The sequence below is a fragment of the Halomonas sp. YLGW01 genome (genome assembly GCF_014840935.1).
Taxonomy (GTDB): Bacteria; Pseudomonadota; Gammaproteobacteria; order Pseudomonadales; family Halomonadaceae; genus Onishia.
Genome location: NZ_CP062005.1, coordinates 669005 through 687128, shown reverse-complemented (window position 1 = coordinate 687128; position 18124 = coordinate 669005). Strand labels below are relative to the sequence as shown.

Genomic DNA, 18124 nt, shown 5'->3' with positions numbered 1-18124 from the left:
ATCCGGCCCGCCATGGCGGCTCTTCCCTCGTTTCACAAGGACCCCCTTCGATGCTCAAGCGCCTGACTCTCGCCCTGACCGTGCTGCTGGCCGCCCCCGTCGCCAGCGCCGAGACCTTCGTCTTCACGGCCATTCCCGACGAGGACGAGACCCGTCTGCAGCAGCGCTTCCAGAAGGTCGCCGACTACCTGGAAGACGAACTCGAGGTAGACGTGCGCTTCGTGCCCGTGAAGTCCTATGCTGCCGCCGTCACCGCCTTTCGCAACAACCAGGTCCAGCTGGCCTGGTTCGGCGGCCTCTCCGGCGTGCAGGCCCGCGCCCGAGTGCCGGATTCTCGCGCCCTCGCCCAGGGGGTCGAGGACGCCGAGTTCATGACCTACTTCATCGCCCACCAGAGCACTGGCCTCGAGGCCGGGGAAGGCCTGTCCGAGGCGATGCGCGACAAGACCTTCACCTTCGGCTCCAAGGGCTCCACCTCAGGGCGTCTGATGCCCGAGTACTTCCTGCGCGAGGCCTTCGGCCAGCCGCCGGAAGAGATCTTCTCGCGGGTCGGCTTCAGCGGCAACCACAGCCGCACCATCTCGCTGGTGGCCTCCGGCGCCTATGACCTGGGCGCGGTCAACTACACGGTGTGGGAAAACGAGGTCGAGGCCGGCAACATCGACACCGACCAGGTCGAGGTGGTGTGGAAGACCCCGAACTACCCGGACTACCAGTGGACCATCCGCGGCGACGTGAACGAGCGCTTCGGCGCCGGCTTCGCCGATCGCGTCCAGCAGGCCCTGCTCGACATGGATGCCCCCGAGCTGCTGGAAAGCTTCCCCCGCTCCGGCTTCATCCCGGCCAGCAATGATGACTATGCAATCATCGAGTCCGTCGGCCAGGAACTGGGCCTGATCGACTGATGAGCAGCCTGGCCCTGACCGAGGCGGTCGCCGACTATGGCGCCAGCCGTGTGCTGGGGCCGCTCAGCCTGACCCTCAAGCGTGGCGAGCGGGTCGCGCTGGTCGGCAAGAGCGGCGCAGGCAAATCGAGTCTTTTGTCGGTGATGTACCAGCACTGGCAGGGCCGCGGCGCGGCCCTGATGCCTCAGGATCTGGGCCTGGTGCCCTCGCTCAGCGTCTTCCATAACGTCTACATGGGCGCCCTGGCGACGCACCCCACCTGGTACAACCTGGTGACCCTGGCGCGGCCCTTCCGCCGTGACGTGGCGGCCATCCGGCCGCTGCTCGCACGGCTCGCGATCGATGACAAGTGCTGGGCGGTGGCCGGTGAGCTCTCCGGCGGCCAGCGCCAGCGGGTGGCCGCGGCGCGGGCGATTCACCAGGGCGGCGAGGTATTGCTGGCCGACGAGCCGGTCTCGGCGCTGGACGGCCCCCAGTCGGAAACGCTAATGGTCGAGCTGACCCGCGCCTACCCCACCGCCGTGCTGGCCATGCACGACGTCGAGCTGGCGCTGCGCTTCACCGACCGGGTGATCGGCATCGCCGAAGGCGGCATCGCGCTGGACGCCCCCAGCGTGCGGCTCACCGCCCAGGACCTGTTGCCGCTCTACTGAGGCACCCCATCCGCAAGGCCTTTCCCATGTGGCATTCCGCAACGGCTCGTTTAAGCCTGGGCTTCGTGGCCCTGGCGATTCTCTGCCTCGGCCTCGCCGATCTGTCCATCACCGCCCACGATCCCTGGCACGAGCTCCTCCGGCTGGTAAAGGGCCTGGTGCAGCCGGATGTCAGCGCCGTCGATGCACTGGGGGTAGCCCTGCTGCGTACCCTGGCCTTCGCCTTCGTCGGCGTGGGGCTCGGCGCGGCGGCGGGCTTCCTGCTGGCGCTGGTCTTTCGCTCTCGTCTGGTACGCAGCCTCTGTGCCTTCGTGCGCGCCATCCATGAACTGTTCTGGGCGCTGATCTTCCTGCAGTTCTTTGGCCTGCACCCGCTGACCGGGGTGCTGGCCATCGCCCTGCCCTATGCCGGGGTCTTCGCCAAGGTCTTTGCCGAGATCCTCGAGGAAACCGACCCGCTGCCCGAACGAGTGCTGCCGTCGGGCAGCGGCCGGCTCTCTACGCTTGCCTTCACCCGCCTGCACGAGGCCTGGCCGCATCTGGTCAGCTATACCAGCTACCGACTCGAGTGCGGCCTGCGCTCCAGCGCCGTGCTGGGCTTCGTCGGCATGCCGACCCTCGGCTTCTACCTGGAATCGGCCTTCGCCCAGGGCCACTACGACACCGTGGGCGCCCTGCTGCTGCTGTTTTACGCCCTGATCGCCACCCTGAGGCTCTGGGTGCGGCCCTGGCTGGTGCCGGTGTATCTGGCCGTGGCGCCCTTCTGCCTGGGCAGCGGCCTGCCGATCGTGTGGAGCAACGTCTCGCGCTTCTTCACCGAAGATATCGTGCCCGCGCCGCTGCGCCAGGGCGAGGGGCTGTCCGGCCTCGCCGGCTGGCTAGGGGATCTGCTGGCCAATCAGGCGCTGCCCGGCATCTGGCATACCCTGGTGCTGACCCAGATCGCCCTGGTGCTGACCGGCATGCTGGCGCTTGTGCTCTACCCGCTGGTGTCCCGTCACTTTTTCCAACGACACTCTTTTCAACGCCGCTCTGCCCTTGCCGACGATCATCACACCAATGGTCATCGCAGCGGCGACGGCCTCCCGGGCACCCGCCTGCCCCACCTGCTCGGCCACGGCCTGCTGGTGGTGCTGCGATCGACCCCCGAATACCTGCTGGCCTTCATCCTGCTGCAGCTCTGGGGGCCCTCGATGCTGCCGGCGGTGGTGGCGCTGGCGATTCACAACGGCGGCATCATCGGCCACCTGGTCGGCCGGCGCAGCAACGAAATCCGCCTGCGTCCGGACGCCCCACGGGGCCTTTCGCGCTATGCCTATGAGCTGACGCCGCGCCTCTATGGCCCCTTCCTCGCGCTACTGTTCTATCGCTGGGAGATCATCATGCGCGAGACGGCCATTCTCGGCATTCTCGGCATCACCACCCTGGGGTTCTACGTCGACAGCGCCATCCAGGAGATCCGCTTCGACCGCGCCATGGTGCTGATCCTGATCACCGCCCTGCTCAATATCGGCGTCGATGCCCTGGCCCGCCACCTGCGGGCCCGGCTGCGCCTGCGTCATACCGCCAACTGCGAGCCCTGACACCGGTAACCGCCCCCGAGGCTGACTACACTGAACCCTAGCGCAGGGGGAAAGTGCCGCTGCTCCGCCTTCATCGACAGGGAGTGCCGGCCCATGCCATGGCAACGCCCGCTGCTCGGCTCGCTGCTGATCCTGCTGGTATTGGCCGACCTGCCTGCCCACGCCGATGGCATCGCCACCCTGGAGAGCAGTCGCGGCAATCGCCTGCTGGAGATGACCGTTCGCTGGGCCGATGATCGGCTGCGCCTGGACTTTCCCTCACGACCGGCGAGTTACCTCCTGCGCCGGGGTGACGCCGCCTATCTGGTCACTGATCTCAACCGTGGTCGGGTGGTCATCAGCCTGACCAACCTCCGACGCCTCGCGAAGCGCACCCGCAACGAGAACCTGGCGGAGCATCCCCGCCCGGCGGCCGAGCTCAAGGTGCTGGAGCCGATGCACAAGCAGGAGGCCGTGGGCGGCATCGAAGGCGAGGTCTATCGCCTGCACTGGGTCGATGGCCGGGGAGAGCCCCACGAGGAACGACTGGTGGTCAGCGATCATCCCCTGGTGGCCGAGCTAATGACGGGCATGCAGGCCTATTACCGTGCCCTGAGCGATCGGCCCGACCCCATCATCAGCGCCCTGGTGAAACGAGACCTCGGCATGCTGCGCCTCACCGGGCGCTTCCGGCTACTGTCGATATCCGGCGAGACACCCGACGCCACCCTCTTCGCGCTGCCCGACGGCGCCAAGGTCATGGAGGCCGTCGAGGCGCAGGGCGAGGCCGGGGATCGGGAAGAGGGAGAGGACGAGGGAGAGAAGAAGGATGCACCGACGGGCTCGCCGGCAGGCCCCTTACCCGGCACGCAGGGAAAGGAGCCCTCGAACGGCTAGCTGGCGTCGAACAGCCAGGGCACCTTACATGTCGTGAACGTGCCCTGGCGGCTGAGCCTAGTCCGGTAGGTCGGTGACCGCGCCCGTGGAGGCGGAACTCACGGTACGGGCGTACTTGGCCAGCACCCCACGCCGATAGCGCGGCGCCGGCTGCTGCCAGGCGGCCCGGCGACGCTCGAGTTCCGCTTCATGGAGTGCCACCGTGATGGTGTCGGCTTCGGCGTCGATGGTGATCTCATCGCCATCCTCGAGCAGCGCCAGCGGCCCGCCGTCGAAGGCCTCCGGGGTGATGTGGCCGACCACGAAGCCGTGGCTGCCACCGGAGAAGCGCCCGTCGGTGATCAGCGCCACCGAATCACCGAGCCCGCGCCCCATGATCGCCGAGGTCGGGGTCAGCATCTCGCGCATGCCGGGGCCGCCGCGCGGCCCCTCGTAGCGGATCACCACCACGTCGCCGGCCACCACGGTGCCGTCGTTGATGCGGGCCTGGGCCTCCTCCTCTGAGCCGAACACTCGGGCGGTGCCGGTGAAGCGCACGCCTTCCTTGCCAGTGATCTTGGCGACCGCCCCCTCGGGAGCCAGGTTGCCATGCAGGATGCGCAGGTGGCTCTCGGCCTTCAACGGCGCCGTGAGCGGCGCGATGATACGCTGATCGTCCGGGTAGGCCGCCACACCCGCGAGGTTCTCGGCGAGCGTGCGACCGGTCACGGTCAGGCAGTCTCCGTGCAGGAGTCCCGCCTCGAGCAGCATCTTCATCAGCGGCTGGATGCCGCCGATCTCGATCAGCTCGCTCATCATGTAGTGACCGCTGGGGCGCAGGTCGGCAAGCACCGGCACCCGTTTGCCGAGCCGGGTGAAGTCATCGAGGGAAAGCTCGACGCCGACGCTGTTCGCCATGGCGATCAGGTGCAGCACCGCGTTGGTGGAGCCGCCCAGCGCGATCACCACGGTGATGGCGTTCTCGAAGGCCTCGCGTGTCATGATGTGCGAGGGGCGGATATCGCGCTCGAGCAGCTCGAGCACTTGTGCCCCGGCGGCGGCACAGTCGTCGCGCTTGGCCTTTGAGACGGCATTCTGCGCCGAGCTGCCCGGCAGGCTCATGCCCAGCGCCTCGATGGCCGAGGCCATGGTGTTGGCGGTGTACATGCCGCCGCAGGCACCGGGTCCGGGAATAGCCGTCTCCTCGATGTGCTTGACGTCGATGAGGTCGAGATCGCCCTTGGCGTGGGCGCCCACCGCCTCGAACACCGAGACGATATCGGTGTGGTTCTCGCCGGGCAGGATGGTGCCGCCGTAGACGAAGACGCTGGGGCGATCGAGCCGCGCCAGACCGATCAGGCAGCCGGGCATGTTCTTGTCGCAGCCGCCGATCGCCACCAGGCCGTCGAAGCCCTCGCAACCGGCCACGGTCTCGATGGAATCGGCGATCACCTCCCGCGACACCAGGGAGTACTTCATGCCCTCGGTGCCGTTGGCGATGCCGTCGGAGATGGTGATGGTGTTGAAGATCACGCCCTTGCCGCCGGCACCGTCGGCCCCGGCCCGGGCTTCGTCGGCGAGGCCATCGATATGGCTGTTGCAGGGCGTGACCTGGCTCCAGGTCGAGGCGATGCCCACCTGGGGCTTGGCGAAGTCCGCGTCGGTGAAGCCCACCGCACGCAGCATGGCGCGACTGGCGGACTTGCCGAGACCATCAACCACCGGGGCGGAATGACGCCGGCGCGGATCCTTGGGGGTATCGGACATGGAGCCTCCTATCAGCGGATTGATCGTCAATCTCCTGATAGTGGGCGCCATGTCATGGCCTTGCAAACCCTCTGGCGCCTCCTAGCCAGTGCGGGTGGCCAACGCCGGGCGCAGGGAAGCGACGAAAAGGCTGACCAGCGTCGAGGCGAGCAAGGCGCCGAGGAAGGGCGCAAGCGTCGGCACTCCGCCGGGGAAGCTCGCCGCCATCAGCCCCGCCATGAAGCTGCCCTGAGCCAGCCAGCCGGGCAGCACGGCACCCAAAAGGCCCGCCAGGCCGCCGGCTACCGCGGCGGCGGTGGTCATGCGCGGCCACAGGCCGAGCAGCACCGGCACCACCGCCGAGGCACAGAGCAGATCGGCGATCAGGAACAGCCGCAGCACCGAAAGATTCTGCAGCGCCAGCGCCACCACCGGCACCATCAGCGCCACCGTCAGCCAGCGGGCCATGGGCAGGCCCAGGCCCGTCCGGCCGCTTTCGCTGCCATCGCCCACCGCCAGCGAAGCGATGGCGTTCTGCAGGGTATCGACGCTCGAGGCCACCAGGGTCACCGCCAGCACCAGGCCGAGCAGCTTGAGGCCGGCGGGCGCGTCGATCAGCAGCGCGAAGAATGGCATCGGCGGCTCGCCAAGTGCGATCCCGGACATGGCGGCGAGGATGCCCAGGCCCCCGACCACCGCGACCACCGCCACGGTCACCAGGCCGCCGAGAAGCGCCCCGCGCCCCAGAGCCTGGCCGCTCTTCGCCGCCCAGACCCGCTGCCAGTAGCCCTGATGGAAGAGATTCGCCGCGGTGACCGCGATCACCAGGGTCGCCGCCACGGAGAGCGCACTGCCAGTCGGAATGCCCGGCATCTCGGCCGTTTCCGGCAAGGCCGGCAGCCGCGACAGGCCCAGCCAGCCGACCACCGCCAGCAAGGCGATCAGGAGCCCCGCCTGCCAGCGGTCGGTGGCGAGACTCGCCCGCAGCCCGCCGAGCGCCGTGTAGAGCAGCGTGGTAACGGCCACGCCGATCACCACCAGCGCCGGCGACACCTCGGAGAGCAGCGCGGTGATGCCGCCGATGGCGGTCAGCTCCGCGGCCAGGAAGCAGGCCATGTAGAGGATCGAGATCAGTGACACATAACGGCGCACGCCGGTCCCGTAGCGGCGCTCGGCGAACTCGCCGATGCTGCGCCCCTCGGGCAGGTAGCGGCGGATCGCCGGACCACAGGCGGCCAGCACCACGAAGGGCAGCGCCGCGCCCAGCGCATAGCCTGCCAGCGCGATAGGCCCCACGAAGGCACCCACTTCCGGCGGCGCGAAGAGAATCCACGCCCCCATGCCGGAGGCCAGGAAGGATAGCCCTAAGGTCGAGGCGGTCTGGGAGTTGCGGGCGGTGACATAGTCATCAAGAACATCGTCCTCGAGAACATCTTCATCAAGCGCCCCGTTAGTACGCCGGGCGCGCAGGCCAAGCCAGGTGAACAGCACAAGCGCCGCGCCCAGCGCGGCAAACGTCGGGTAAGGCATGTCGCACTTCCTCCGCCGGTATGATCCGGATCAGGTTCCAGGGTCAGCACACGGTGCACTCTCAGTCCCGGCTCGGCCGTGTCTCTGGTGACGGCGCGGCCGGGGACTCCCCTGGCGACAGTGAATGAATTGTGGGTATGACGAGGGGATTATCTCGTGTTGAAGCGGCGGCGTCATCCCGCCCGGGCCAGTCATCTCTCCCGCTCAGGTAATGGCCTATCCGGCCGATAACCTTGACGATGCCCGGAAGACCCGACACCAACAACCACCTGCAGGGACTCAGGATGCTATATACCGCCGCGAAGGAGCACGCCGAAGGGCGCCTGCACCAGATCTTTGCCATGCCCTACAAGGCCTTCGACAACGATGTGCCCGAGCGCAACCTCCATCTGCGCGTGGCGCTCGAAGCCCTGCTGGGGAAACCGCTACGCGAGGGGCGCCTGACCCTGCAGGTGATCTACGGCTGGGAGAATGGCAGCTTTGCGCCGGCGGACCTGCATCACAGCGACCATGCGCTGGGTTCGGCAGATGACATCACCCGCCTTCTGGTCCGCTACAAGGATACCCAGGAAACGCCAGCGCCCCGCCCGGATGCTGCCGCCACCCTGCTGTCCGAGCCGCTGGAGAAGGCGATTGCCGATGCCGAACGCACCGGCCAGACCATCGACAATGAGACGCGCCGCATTCCCGCCCGCTGGCCCACGTTTCCTCAGGGCTTGAGCCTCTACACCTTCTTCAAGGTCTATCATCGCCTGACCTATGGCGAGGACGAGTCCTACCGCTCGATTCGCTGCCTGACCGCCGCGGGCCAGCGCGAGATCCATGAGTTCCACCTGGAAGAAGGTGAATTCGCCGTGGTCACCCCGCAGCAGGATGCTCCGGCTGGCGAGGTGAAGCTGGTGCTGCATGTCGGTCAGGTCGAGCCGGTGATGGCGCTGCTGGACAAGTGCGCGATCGCGGCGTAAGTGAGGCGTCTACTCGAACTCCACCACCTGGCGCACGGCCTGACCGGCGGCGAGCTGCTCGAAGCCGTCGTTGATCTCGTCGAGAGTCAGCACCCGGGAGAGCAGCCGGTCGACGGGTAGCCTGCCTTGCTGGAAGAGGGCGACGTAGCGGCCGACGTCGCGCACCGGCACGCAACTGCCCACGTAGCTGCCGCGAAGGGTGCGTTCCTCGGCCACCAGGCTGACCTGCTGGATGGCCACCTTACGCTCGGGGTGGGCGAGGCCGCCGGTAACGGTCAGGCCACCGCGACGAGTGATCCGGTAGGCGAACTCCAGTGCCTTCTCGGAGCCCGCCATCTCGATGGCGCAGTCCACGCCGCCCTGGGTCGCCTCGCGCACCTGCTCGGCACAATCTGCGGCGGCGCTGTTGAATGTTTGCGTCGCGCCCAGTTCCGCGGCCAGCGCCAGCTTGTCGTCATCCAGGTCGATGGCGATCACCTCGCTGGCCCCCGCCACCAGGGCGCCGAGCACGCTGTTGAGCCCCACCCCGCCGAGGCCGATCACCGCTACCGTCTGGCCGGCGCGGATGCCCGCCGAGTTGATGGCGGCGCCCACGCCGGTAAGCACCGCGCAGCCGAACAGGGCGGCATGACGAAACGGCAGCCGCGGGTCGATCCTGACCAGGGAGTCCCGGGAGACCACCGCATGATCGGCGAAGGCGGAAACCCCGAGGTGATGATTCACCGGCGTGCCGTCGGCGCGATGCAGGCGATGACCGCCGCCGACCAGGGTGCCGGCGTTGTTGGCCTGGGCGCCCGGCTCGCAGAGGGCCGGCCGCCCCTCGGCACAGGGCGCGCAGTGTCCGCAGCTGGGCACGAAGACGGCCACCACATGATCGCCTTCCTTCAGGTCGGTGACGCCCCGGCCCACCGCCTTGACCACCCCGGCCGCCTCGTGGCCGAGCGCCATCGGCACCGGGCGCGGCCGGTTGCCATCGATCACCGAGAGATCCGAGTGGCACAGGCCGGCGGCCTTGATCTGCACCAGTACCTCGTTATCGCCAGGCGGCGAGAGCTCGAGTTCCTCGATCTCCAGCGGTCGGGTCTCGTGATAGGGGCGAGCACGCCCGATCTCCTGCAGCACGGCGGCATTGATCTTCATGTCGTGGATCCTTGTTGTTTTTCGTGAGGGCTCGAGAAAGCGCAAAGGCTCCACGGTAGGCCAGCGCGTTCACCAGCGGCAATTGGACTTAGGTCAGCGCCACGGTGCCGGTCTCGGCTCATGCGACGTCCCGACGCAAGCGGCCCCGCCTGCTATCAGACGGGGCCGCTCGAAACCACGGCTGACGGATGCTCAACCCAGCGAGATGGTGCTGTTGATGCCGCCGGAGACGTTCTCGGGCTCGAACCAGCGGGCGGTCACGGTCTTGGTCTGAGTCCAGAAGGCGATCGCCTGCTTGCCGTTGGGGCCGAGATCGCCAAGCTTCGAGGCCCGGGAGCCGGTGAAGCTGAAGTAGGCGACCGGCACCGGGATCGGCACGTTGATGCCGACCTGGCCGACGTCGATGTCACTCTCGTAACGCCGTGCCACCCAGCCGGAATTGGTGAAGATCGAGGTGCCGTTGCCGTTGGGGTTGGCGTTGACGAAGGCGATGGCCTCATCGAGGGTCTCGACGCCCACCACGCACAGCACCGGCCCGAAGACCTCCTCGCGGTAGATGGTCATCTCGGCGGTCACGTCGCTGAACACCGTGGGGCCGACGAAGTTGCCGTTCGGGTAGCCCTCGACCTTGAGGCTACGGCCGTCCAGCGCCAGGGTTGCGCCTTCCCGGGCCCCGGCCTCGATCAGCCCCTCGACGCGTTCCTTGGCCGCGGGCGATACCAGCGGGCCGAGATCGGCGTCGCGCTGGGTGCCGGGACCGACCTTCATGTTGCGGGCACCCTCGACGATGTCGTCGAGCCAGGCCCGCGCCTCGCCCACCAGCACCACCACCGAGTTGGCCATGCAGCGCTGGCCGGCGGCGCCGAAGGCCGAGCCCAGCAGGTTGTTGATGGCCTGGCTGCGGTTGGCGTCGGGCATCACCACGCAATGGTTCTTGGCGCCCATCATCGACTGCACCCGCTTGCCGGCCTCGGAGCCGCGGCGGTAGAGATGCGTGCCCACATGGGTCGAGCCGATGAACGACAGCGCCTTGATGTCCGGGTGATCGCAGATCTGATTGGCGACATCCGGGCCGCCGTGCACCACGTTGAGCACCCCGGCCGGCACCCCGGCCTGGTGGGCCAATTCGACCAGGCGCATGGTCGAGGACGGGTCCTGCTCCGAGGGCTTGAGGACAAAGGTGTTACCGGTGGCGATGGCCAGCGGGAACATGAAGCAGGGCAGCATGATCGGGAAGTTGAAGGCGGTGATGCCCGCCCCCACGCCGAGGGGCTGATTGAGGGTATAGACGTCCACCTCGTTGGCGGCATTCTCGGCAAGCTCGCCGAGCTGCAGGCTGGGGATCGAGCAGGCATGCTCGACCACTTCCAGGCCGCGGCCCACCTCCCCCTCGGCATCCGGCAGGGTCTTGCCGTGTTCCTCGGTGATCAGAGCGGCGAGCTCGCCGGTATGCTCGCGGATCAGCGCCTGGAAGGCGAGCATGATGCGCATGCGCTTGGCCAGCGGCACCTTGCGCCAGGTCTTGAAGGCCGCCTGGGCGCTGGCCACGGCGCGGTCGACCTCCTCGCGGGTGCAGAACGGCACCCGGGCGACCACTTCCTGGGTCGCCGGGTTGAGCACATCGCGCCATTCCCCGCTCTGGGAAGGCACCGGCTGACCGTCGATATAAAGGGTAATCTCACGCACTGACATGATGGCGGCTCCTGGGCAGGCCTCGGTCCATGGCGACACGACGCCACGCGGGACAGCCTCTTGTGATTGTTGGTGAACCGGCAGGCTACATCGTTTCAAGCCATGGCGATCCAGGCTTCGACTTTCTGTGCATATCGACACGGCCAAGATGCACGAAGCGGCTAGCTCGAGTGTAGGCAGTGGATGAATTGACACACAACGGCCAGCGCAGCACATTGCTTGTGCAAAAACACACAAACCCCATCATTCTCGAAAGGCCCACGGGAGGCCCCTTGCGATGCTCGACTGGCAGGACATTCAGGTCTTTCTCGAGGTCGCCCGCAGCGAGCGGCTGACCGATGCCGCACGGCGCCTGGGGCTCGATCACTCGACGCTTTCACGGCGCACCCGGCGCTTCGAGCAGAAGCTCAACACCCAGCTCTTCGAACGCAGCACCCACGGCTACCGGCTCACCGAGGCGGGCCATCGCCTGCAGGCCCATGCCGAGGAGATGGCCCGCCACGCCGCCGAAGCCGCCGAGGGCCTGAGTGATCAGGACCGACAGCTCAGCGGCCAGGTGCGCCTGGGCGTCACCGAGGGCTTCGGGACCTGGGTGATCGCGCCCCTGCTTTCCGCCTTCGGCGAGCGTCATCCGGCGCTGACGCTGGACCTGCTGGCCCTGCCGCGGGTGGTCAACCTGAGTCGCCACGAGGCCGACCTGGCGATCACCGTGGAGCGCCCGAGCAGCGCGGGCCTGGTGATCTCGCGGCTGTGCGACTACCGGCTGCGACTCTATGGTAGCCGCGACTACCTGGCCCGCCATGGCCGGCCGGCCACGCGGCGTGACCTCGGCCGGCATCGGCTGATCGGCTATATCGATGACCTGATCTTCAGCGACCAGCTCAACTACCTCGACCCCCTTCTCGCGCCCTCCCGGGAGCCTCAGTTCAGCATCCGCAGTACCAGCGTCACCACCCAGTACAGCGCGACCGTGCAGGGGGCAGGGCTCGCGGTGCTGCCCTGCTTCATGGCCGAGCAGCATCCGGCGCTGGAGGCGGTGCTGACAGACGACGTCGACCTCACCCGCCAGTTCTGGATCACCGCCCGCCAGGAGCAGCGGCGCCTGTCGCGGGTCCGGCTGACCTGGGATTACCTGCGCGAGACCATTGAGGCCAACCGGGCCTTCCTGATGGGCGAGCCTGGCGAGAGCCTCGCTTGCCCACCCGCCCGGCCCGAACGCTGAGGCGGACGACCTCTCCTGCATGCACGATCGTCGATGAAAATTAGCTATCGGCTTCTTGAGTAAAGAAAAATTGAAGCCCTGAGGCCCGGCACTAAGCTGACAAGGAAGACAACAGCATGAAAAGCGCCCCTCCAGCCGGCTGAATCGCAATCAAATCGATTGGCACGCAACGCAAGAGGACGGGGATTGGGGGTCAGCCCCATCAACACGACGACGAGTGGAGAACAAAGCGATGGGCAACGGACAACAGGGCAACACCGCCGGCAAGTGCCCGGTCATGCACGGGTCCAACACGCGAATGAGCGGCCGGGGCTCCATGAACAAGGACTGGTGGCCTAACCAGCTGAACCTGGGCATCCTTCATCAACACAGCCCCAAGGCTGACCCGATGGGCGAGGATTTCGACTACGCCGAGGCCTTCAAGACACTCGACCTCGCCGCGGTCAAGCAGGACCTGACCACCCTGATGACCGATTCCAAGGAGTGGTGGCCGGCCGACTACGGGCACTATGGGCCCTTCTTCATCCGCATGGCCTGGCACAGCGCGGGCACCTACCGCACCGCCGACGGCCGCGGCGGCGCCTCCACCGGCAACCAGCGTTTCGCACCGATCAACAGCTGGCCGGACAACGGCAACCTGGACAAGGCCCGCCGCCTGCTGTGGCCCATCAAGCAGAAGTACGGCAACAAGCTGTCCTGGGCGGATCTCTACATCCTGACCGGCAACGTCGCGCTCGAATCCATGGGCTTCAAGACCTTCGGCTTCGGCGGCGGGCGAGCAGACATCTGGGCGCCGGAAGAAGACATCTATTGGGGGGCAGAAAAGGAGTGGCTGGCCACCAGTGACAAGCCCAACAGCCGCTACTCCGGCGATCGCGAACTCGAGAACCCGCTGGCGGCCGTGCAGATGGGCCTGATCTACGTGAACCCGGAAGGGCCCGACGGCGACCCGGACCCTCTCGCCTCGGCCAAGGACATTCGCGAGACCTTCGCCCGCATGGCGATGAACGACTACGAGACGGTGGCCCTGACCGCCGGCGGTCACACCTTCGGCAAGACCCACGGCGCGGGCGATCCCGACCTGGTCGGGGCCGAACCCGAAGCCGCGCCCATCGAGGCCCAGGGCTTCGGCTGGAAGAATCGTCATGGCAGCGGCAAGGGCCGCGACACCACCACCAGTGGCCTGGAAGGCGCCTGGGGACCGACCCCGACGAAGTGGGACATGAGCTACTTCGACATGCTGTTCGGCTACGAGTGGGAGCTGACCAAGAGCCCGGCGGGTGCCCAGCAGTGGCAGCCGAAGGGGCTCACCGAGAGCGACATGGCCCCCGACCCGGAAGACGGCAGCAAACGCGTGCCGATCATGATGTCCACCGCCGACATGGCCATGCGCGAAGACCCCGATTACCGCAAGATCTCCGAGCACTTCCATAAGAACCCGGAAGAGTTCGCCGATGCCTTCGCCCGCGCCTGGTTCAAGCTGACCCACCGCGACATGGGCCCGAAGGTGCGCTACCTCGGCCCGGAAGTGCCGGCGGAAGAGCTGATCTGGCAGGACCCGGTGCCGGCCGGCAAGACCGGCTATAACGTGGATTCGGTCAAGCACAAGATCGCCGCCAGTGGCCTCGCCATCGGCGAGCTGGTCGCCACCGCCTGGGACAGCGCGCGCACCTTCCGCGGCTCTGACCTGCGCGGTGGGGCCAACGGCGCCCGCATCCGTCTCGCCCCGCAGAAGGACTGGGCCGCCAACGAGCCCGCGCGCCTTGGCAAGGTGCTCAAGGTGCTGGAAGGCATCGCCGCCGACAGCGAGGCCAGCCTCGCCGACGTGATCGTGCTGGCCGGCAATGTCGGCATCGAGCAGGCCGCCAAGGCCGCCGGCGTCGATATCATCGTGCCCTTCTCCCCCGGCCGCGGTGACGCGACCGACGCGCAGACCGATGCCGAGTCCTTCGAGCCGCTCGAGCCGGAGGCCGACGGCTTCCGCAACTATCGTCGCGCCAGGTTCACGGTCTCCGACGAAGAGATGCTGGTCGACCGCGCCCAACTGCTGGGTCTCAGCGCTCCGGAGATGACCGTGCTGATCGGCGGCCTGCGGGTGCTGGGCACCAACCACGGCGACACCAGCCACGGTGTCTTCACCGACAAGCCCGGTACCCTGACCAACGACTTCTTCGTCAACCTGGTCGATCTGGAGACCGAGTGGACGCCGACCGCGGCGGATGAAGACGTCTACGAGGGCCGGGACCGCAAGACCGGGCAGGTGAAGTGGACCGGCACCCGGGTCGACCTGATATTCGGGTCCAACTCACAGCTGCGTGCCCTCGCCGAAGCCTACGCCCAGGACGATGCCCAGCAGAAGTTCGTGAAGGACTTCGTGGCGGCCTGGACCAAGGTGATGAACGCCGACCGTTTCGACCTGGCCTGAGATGGCCTGAGATGGCCTGATCCGGCCCCCTCGGGCGCTGCCACCCGGCGGCGCCCGCAGGGTGCTTCACTGATCGCGACGACGGATAACCGCCGCACGGTTCACCGGCACGGTTTACAGAATAGTGTCCGGCACCGTTCTACCTCAGTACGAATCGAAAAAAGCCGCGCAGGCTTAGAGCCAGCGCGGCTTTTCTGTTGCTCGCCTCATGAGAGGCGACGCGCCTCAGGTGCCGCAGAAGGTGCGTAGCACCCGCTCGTTGGCCTCGGGCGGCCGGGTGTAATCGACCTCGCCCTCGTCCGGTGCCTCGAACGGTCGGGTGACCACGGCCAGCAGCGCCTCGAAGGGGCCGAAATCGTCGTGCTCGATGGCAGCCGTCAGGGCCTGCTCGACGAGGTGGTTGCGGGGGATCACCGCCGGGTTGGTGGCGCGCAGGCGCGCGGCGATGGCCTCGGCGTCGGCATCCTCCCGGGCCAGGCGATCGCGCCAGCGGGACAACCAGGCGGTAATGGCCTCGGGGCTGTCGAAGAGCTCAACGAGCCGCGCCTCACCGCTGTCACTTACAGGCCCCTCACGCCCATCGCTCTCACCTTCCCGTACATCCAGCACGTCGGCCAAGCGGCGGAAGGTCAGGGTGTAGTCGGCATGGCCGGCCTGCATGGCGTCCAGCAGCTCCTGAGCCAGGGCCTCGTCGCCCTCCTCGGCCTTACTGAGCCCCAGCTTGGCGCGCTTGACCGCCCCCCAGCTGGCCTCGAAGTGCTCGGGGAAGGCCTCGATGGCGTCGGTAGCCAGCGCAACGGCTCGCTCATGATCGTCATCGAGCAGCGACAGCAGCGTCTCGGCGAAGCGTGCCAGGTTCCACTGGGCGCTGTGGGGCTGGTTGGAGAAGGCGTAGCGGCCCCGCTCGTCGATGGAGCTGAACACGGTGCGCGGCTCGAAGACGTCCATGAAGGCGCAGGGGCCGTAATCCAGGGTCTCGCCGGAGATCGTCGTGTTGTCGGTGTTCATCACCCCATGGATGAAACCCACGCCCATCCAGCGCGCCACCAGTTCGGCCTGGCGCGCGATCACCGCCTCGAGCAGGGCCAGGTAGCGCCCGCCGCCGCTCAGCGGCTCAAGGTGCGGATAGTGGCGCTCGATGGCCATGTCGGCCAGCAGCTGGATCGCCTCCACGTCGCGGCGGGCGGCGAAGTACTGGAAGGTGCCCACTCGCAGATGGCTTCCCGCCACCCGAGTCAGCACCGCGCCAGGCTCGGGCAGGCGGCGCAGCACGCGCTCGCCGGTGGTCACCGCCGCCAGCGCCCGGGTGGTGGGAATCCCCAGCGCATGCATGGCCTCGCTGACCAGGTACTCGCGCAGCACCGGGCCCAGCGGCGCACGGCCGTCGCCGCCTCGGGAGAAGGGCGTGCGCCCGGCACCCTTGAGCTGCAGTTCGCGCAGCTGCCCCCCGCGGTCGATGACCTCGCCAAGCAGCAGCGCCCGGCCATCGCCGAGCCTCGGCACGAAGTTGCCGAACTGGTGGCCGGCGTAGGCCATCGCCAGCGGTGCCGACCCGGCGGGTGGTGCATTGCCGGACAGCGCCTCGGCGGCCTCGCCGGCATCGAAGGCGGCCGCATCGAAACCGAGCTCGCCTGCGAGGGCATGATTGAAGGCGACCAGGCGCGGAGCCGCCACCGGCGTCGGGTCACACTCGGCACTCATGCGCGCGGGCAGCTGCGCATAGCGAAGGGAAAAGCTCGGGAACATGACGCCTCCTCAATAACGGGCTCGCCTACCCTACAGGGACAGGTTCGCGCGGCCAACATTCCCCGCCGCCGCCCACCAGGAGCAGAATGTCTGTCAGCAAGGGACGCCGATTTCCGCTATGGTCTCGGTAGTGCCGTTTCCCGTGCCTCGCCCTGCGCCTTCCTCTGCATCTGCCTCCGCGCGGCTAAGGCACGACCGCCTCAGGAGCCACCACCATGTCCTCTGCCCCCGCTGTCTCCCGCTCCCTCTTTGATCAACCGGATGCCCTTCTGGATGACTATCGCGAGAATCGGCCCGTCGATCATGTCGGTGAATCCCGGGCCGATCTGCTCGACGATCAGGCCCTCGACTATTACCGGCCGCCGGAAACCGACGCCCTGGGCCTGATTCGTCTGCGCGCCAGCGACGCGGGCCTCACCGAGATCGTCTTCGTCACCGAAGGGGAGGCAGACGAGTCGCCCCGTCCCAACGCGCTGACCGACCGCGCCCGCGCCCAGCTCGAGGAATACTTCGACGGCCTGCGCCAGACCTTCGACCTGCCCCTGGCGCCCCGTGGCACCGACTTCCAGCAGCGAGTCTGGCAGGCGCTTGCCACCATTCCCTTCGGCGAGACCCGCTGCTACGCCGAGATCGCCGAGCAGCTTCACTGCCGCGGCGGCCAGCGCGCGGTGGGCGCTGCCAATGGCAAGAATCCGCTAGCCATCGTGGTGCCCTGCCACCGGGTGATCGGCAGCGACGGGCGCCTCACCGGCTATGCCGGCGGCATCGGCCGCAAGCAATGGCTGCTCGCCCATGAGGCCGGCGAGATCCCCTTCGAACTGGAATGAGCCCTTCGAGCTGGAATAAGCCCTTAGACTTGGAAGAAGCCCTTCAAACGACCACCCGCCACGGTGGCGATCGTGTGGCCATCAGGCTGTCTGACTTAGACGGGAACGGGGCATCGCTGCCGACTGGCAGAGCAGCTACTGACAGAGCAGCGTTTCCATCAGCGAGATGTCCTCGAAGGCCATCGGCAAGGGGGTGCGACTCGACAGCGGCAGGCGCAGGCTGGTGAGGCTGGCCCGGGCGCCGCAATACTGGCGCGTGCAGCCATCGGACGGGGATGCCTCGAGCAGGATGAAGGCGTCGTCGCCGGCCAGCGTCAGGGTACAGGCACCGTCCGTCACCTCGAAATGATCACCGCGGCGCACCGCTGTCTGCCGACCGGTGCCACAGTGATGCCCACCACCCTGCCAGGAGCTGAGTTCGAAGCGGACGCTGTCCCCCTGATCATCGACGATCAGGGTGTCGTTCCCCTGGGCATCGCAATAGACGCCGGTCAGGTCAGCGGCCGATGCCGTGCCGGCGCCGCCGATCAGGCAAACCCCCAGTAACCAGTGTCTCGCTGTCGTCTTCATGATGTCCTCCTTTCTTTTTTTTTCCTTTTCTTTACTTTTCTTGCTTATCCGGGCCGGGCCGATGCAGCCTGCTCGCCGGGACGCGCCTGACCATCGCTGACCAACCCGCCGCGATCCTGCCCCCGCAACGCCAGGCGATACCGATGTCCTAGGCGGGGAAACGGGCGGCGTCAATGCGACGGCCCGCAAAATCAGGCGAATCTCCGAAGCCCGTCGACAACAGCGCCTGAGGTGCCTCAGGGACGGGTTCCAGGTTCCTAAGGAT

14 protein-coding genes and 1 riboswitch are annotated in these 18124 nt (G+C 67.5%); of the genes, 8 read left to right on the top strand and 6 right to left on the bottom strand.

The genetic code is table 11. The features are described 5' to 3' along the window. Nucleotides 1–50: 50 nt before the first annotated feature. The 4 genes from IEJ03_RS03205 (at nucleotide 51) to IEJ03_RS03190 (ending at nucleotide 4017) form a co-directional block, all read left to right on the top strand. Entirely contained in the window at nucleotides 51–905 is an 855-nt protein-coding gene (locus tag IEJ03_RS03205) for a putative selenate ABC transporter substrate-binding protein (protein WP_192036279.1), read from the top strand. Then, nucleotides 905–1558 (top strand): ATP-binding cassette domain-containing protein, encoded by a 654-nt coding sequence (locus IEJ03_RS15955; RefSeq protein WP_192036278.1) that lies wholly within the window; start codon nucleotides 905–907, stop codon nucleotides 1556–1558. Before IEJ03_RS03205 ends, IEJ03_RS15955 begins: the two co-directional genes overlap by 1 nt. A 26-nt stretch (nucleotides 1559–1584) precedes the next feature. Next, complete coding sequence (locus IEJ03_RS03195) at nucleotides 1585–3141, top strand: ABC transporter permease (protein ID WP_192036277.1); 1557 nt, start codon at nucleotides 1585–1587, stop codon at nucleotides 3139–3141. A gap of 93 nt (nucleotides 3142–3234) precedes the next feature. Then, nucleotides 3235–4017: a hypothetical protein gene (locus IEJ03_RS03190; protein WP_192036276.1), complete on the top strand. Its 783-nt coding sequence runs from the start codon at nucleotides 3235–3237 to the stop codon at nucleotides 4015–4017. Nucleotides 4018–4074: 57 nt separating this feature from the next. On the opposite strand, the gene ilvD is transcribed toward IEJ03_RS03190, so the two are convergent. Together ilvD and IEJ03_RS03180 are read right to left on the bottom strand one after the other, a co-directional pair. Then, entirely contained in the window at nucleotides 4075–5763 is a 1689-nt protein-coding gene (ilvD, locus tag IEJ03_RS03185) for a dihydroxy-acid dehydratase (RefSeq protein ID WP_192036275.1), read from the bottom strand. A gap of 81 nt (nucleotides 5764–5844) precedes the next feature. After that, nucleotides 5845–7272, bottom strand: a complete 1428-nt coding sequence (locus IEJ03_RS03180; RefSeq protein ID WP_192036274.1) for a sodium:solute symporter — start codon at nucleotides 7270–7272, stop codon at nucleotides 5845–5847. After that, nucleotides 7262–7395: riboswitch (TPP riboswitch) on the bottom strand. (Overlaps the previous gene by 11 nt.) A 116-nt stretch (nucleotides 7396–7511) precedes the next feature. Here IEJ03_RS03180 and IEJ03_RS03175 point away from each other — a divergent pair. Further along, entirely contained in the window at nucleotides 7512–8237 is a 726-nt protein-coding gene (locus tag IEJ03_RS03175; protein ID WP_242458034.1) for a hypothetical protein, read from the top strand. Nucleotides 8238–8246: 9 nt separating this feature from the next. Here IEJ03_RS03175 and IEJ03_RS03170 read toward each other — a convergent pair whose 3' ends face one another. Together IEJ03_RS03170 and IEJ03_RS03165 are read right to left on the bottom strand one after the other, a co-directional pair. Beyond that, nucleotides 8247–9377 carry a zinc-dependent alcohol dehydrogenase family protein gene (locus tag IEJ03_RS03170; RefSeq protein ID WP_192036273.1) on the bottom strand — a complete coding sequence of 377 codons (1131 nt, stop codon included), beginning with the start codon at nucleotides 9375–9377 and terminating at the stop codon, nucleotides 8247–8249. A gap of 192 nt (nucleotides 9378–9569) precedes the next feature. Next, on the bottom strand, nucleotides 9570–11069 hold the full coding sequence (locus IEJ03_RS03165; protein ID WP_192036272.1) for a CoA-acylating methylmalonate-semialdehyde dehydrogenase: 1500 nt from the start codon (nucleotides 11067–11069) through the stop codon (nucleotides 9570–9572). A gap of 277 nt (nucleotides 11070–11346) precedes the next feature. Between IEJ03_RS03165 and IEJ03_RS03160 the strand changes: the two genes are divergently transcribed. Continuing rightward, complete coding sequence (locus IEJ03_RS03160; RefSeq protein WP_192036271.1) at nucleotides 11347–12291, top strand: LysR family transcriptional regulator; 945 nt, start codon at nucleotides 11347–11349, stop codon at nucleotides 12289–12291. A gap of 232 nt (nucleotides 12292–12523) precedes the next feature. Next, a complete protein-coding gene (gene katG, locus IEJ03_RS03155) occupies nucleotides 12524–14716 on the top strand; it encodes a catalase/peroxidase HPI (RefSeq protein ID WP_192036270.1) in 2193 nt (730 codons plus the stop codon). A gap of 225 nt (nucleotides 14717–14941) precedes the next feature. Here katG and IEJ03_RS03150 read toward each other — a convergent pair whose 3' ends face one another. Beyond that, nucleotides 14942–16462 (bottom strand): protein adenylyltransferase SelO, encoded by a 1521-nt coding sequence (locus IEJ03_RS03150; protein WP_192036269.1) that lies wholly within the window; start codon nucleotides 16460–16462, stop codon nucleotides 14942–14944. A gap of 215 nt (nucleotides 16463–16677) precedes the next feature. Here IEJ03_RS03150 and IEJ03_RS03145 point away from each other — a divergent pair, with 215 nt between their 5' ends. Next, on the top strand, nucleotides 16678–17289 hold the full coding sequence (locus IEJ03_RS03145; RefSeq protein WP_192036268.1) for a methylated-DNA--[protein]-cysteine S-methyltransferase: 612 nt from the start codon (nucleotides 16678–16680) through the stop codon (nucleotides 17287–17289). A 135-nt stretch (nucleotides 17290–17424) separates the two neighbouring features. Here the strand turns inward: IEJ03_RS03145 and IEJ03_RS03140 are convergent, their stop codons facing one another. Beyond that, nucleotides 17425–17859 carry a hypothetical protein gene (locus tag IEJ03_RS03140; protein WP_192036267.1) on the bottom strand — a complete coding sequence of 145 codons (435 nt, stop codon included), beginning with the start codon at nucleotides 17857–17859 and terminating at the stop codon, nucleotides 17425–17427. Nucleotides 17860–18124: the final 265 nt, after the last annotated feature.

Excerpts from the sequence above, each read along its gene's own strand:
- IEJ03_RS03205 (WP_192036279.1), top strand. The coding sequence starts at position 51 with ATGCTCAAGCGCCTGACTCTCGCCCTGACCGTGCTGCTGGCCGCCCCC.
- IEJ03_RS15955 (WP_192036278.1), top strand. The coding sequence starts at position 905 with ATGAGCAGCCTGGCCCTGACCGAGGCGGTCGCCGACTATGGCGCCAGC.
- IEJ03_RS03195 (WP_192036277.1), top strand. The coding sequence starts at position 1,585 with ATGTGGCATTCCGCAACGGCTCGTTTAAGCCTGGGCTTCGTGGCCCTG.
- IEJ03_RS03190 (WP_192036276.1), top strand. The coding sequence starts at position 3,235 with ATGCCATGGCAACGCCCGCTGCTCGGCTCGCTGCTGATCCTGCTGGTA.
- ilvD (WP_192036275.1), bottom strand. The coding sequence starts at position 5,763 with ATGTCCGATACCCCCAAGGATCCGCGCCGGCGTCATTCCGCCCCGGTG.
- IEJ03_RS03180 (WP_192036274.1), bottom strand. The coding sequence starts at position 7,272 with ATGCCTTACCCGACGTTTGCCGCGCTGGGCGCGGCGCTTGTGCTGTTC.
- IEJ03_RS03175 (WP_242458034.1), top strand. The coding sequence starts at position 7,512 with ATGCCCGGAAGACCCGACACCAACAACCACCTGCAGGGACTCAGGATG.
- IEJ03_RS03170 (WP_192036273.1), bottom strand. The coding sequence starts at position 9,377 with ATGAAGATCAATGCCGCCGTGCTGCAGGAGATCGGGCGTGCTCGCCCC.
- IEJ03_RS03165 (WP_192036272.1), bottom strand. The coding sequence starts at position 11,069 with ATGTCAGTGCGTGAGATTACCCTTTATATCGACGGTCAGCCGGTGCCT.
- IEJ03_RS03160 (WP_192036271.1), top strand. The coding sequence starts at position 11,347 with ATGCTCGACTGGCAGGACATTCAGGTCTTTCTCGAGGTCGCCCGCAGC.
- katG (WP_192036270.1), top strand. The coding sequence starts at position 12,524 with ATGGGCAACGGACAACAGGGCAACACCGCCGGCAAGTGCCCGGTCATG.
- IEJ03_RS03150 (WP_192036269.1), bottom strand. The coding sequence starts at position 16,462 with ATGTTCCCGAGCTTTTCCCTTCGCTATGCGCAGCTGCCCGCGCGCATG.
- IEJ03_RS03145 (WP_192036268.1), top strand. The coding sequence starts at position 16,678 with ATGTCCTCTGCCCCCGCTGTCTCCCGCTCCCTCTTTGATCAACCGGAT.
- IEJ03_RS03140 (WP_192036267.1), bottom strand. The coding sequence starts at position 17,859 with ATGAAGACGACAGCGAGACACTGGTTACTGGGGGTTTGCCTGATCGGC.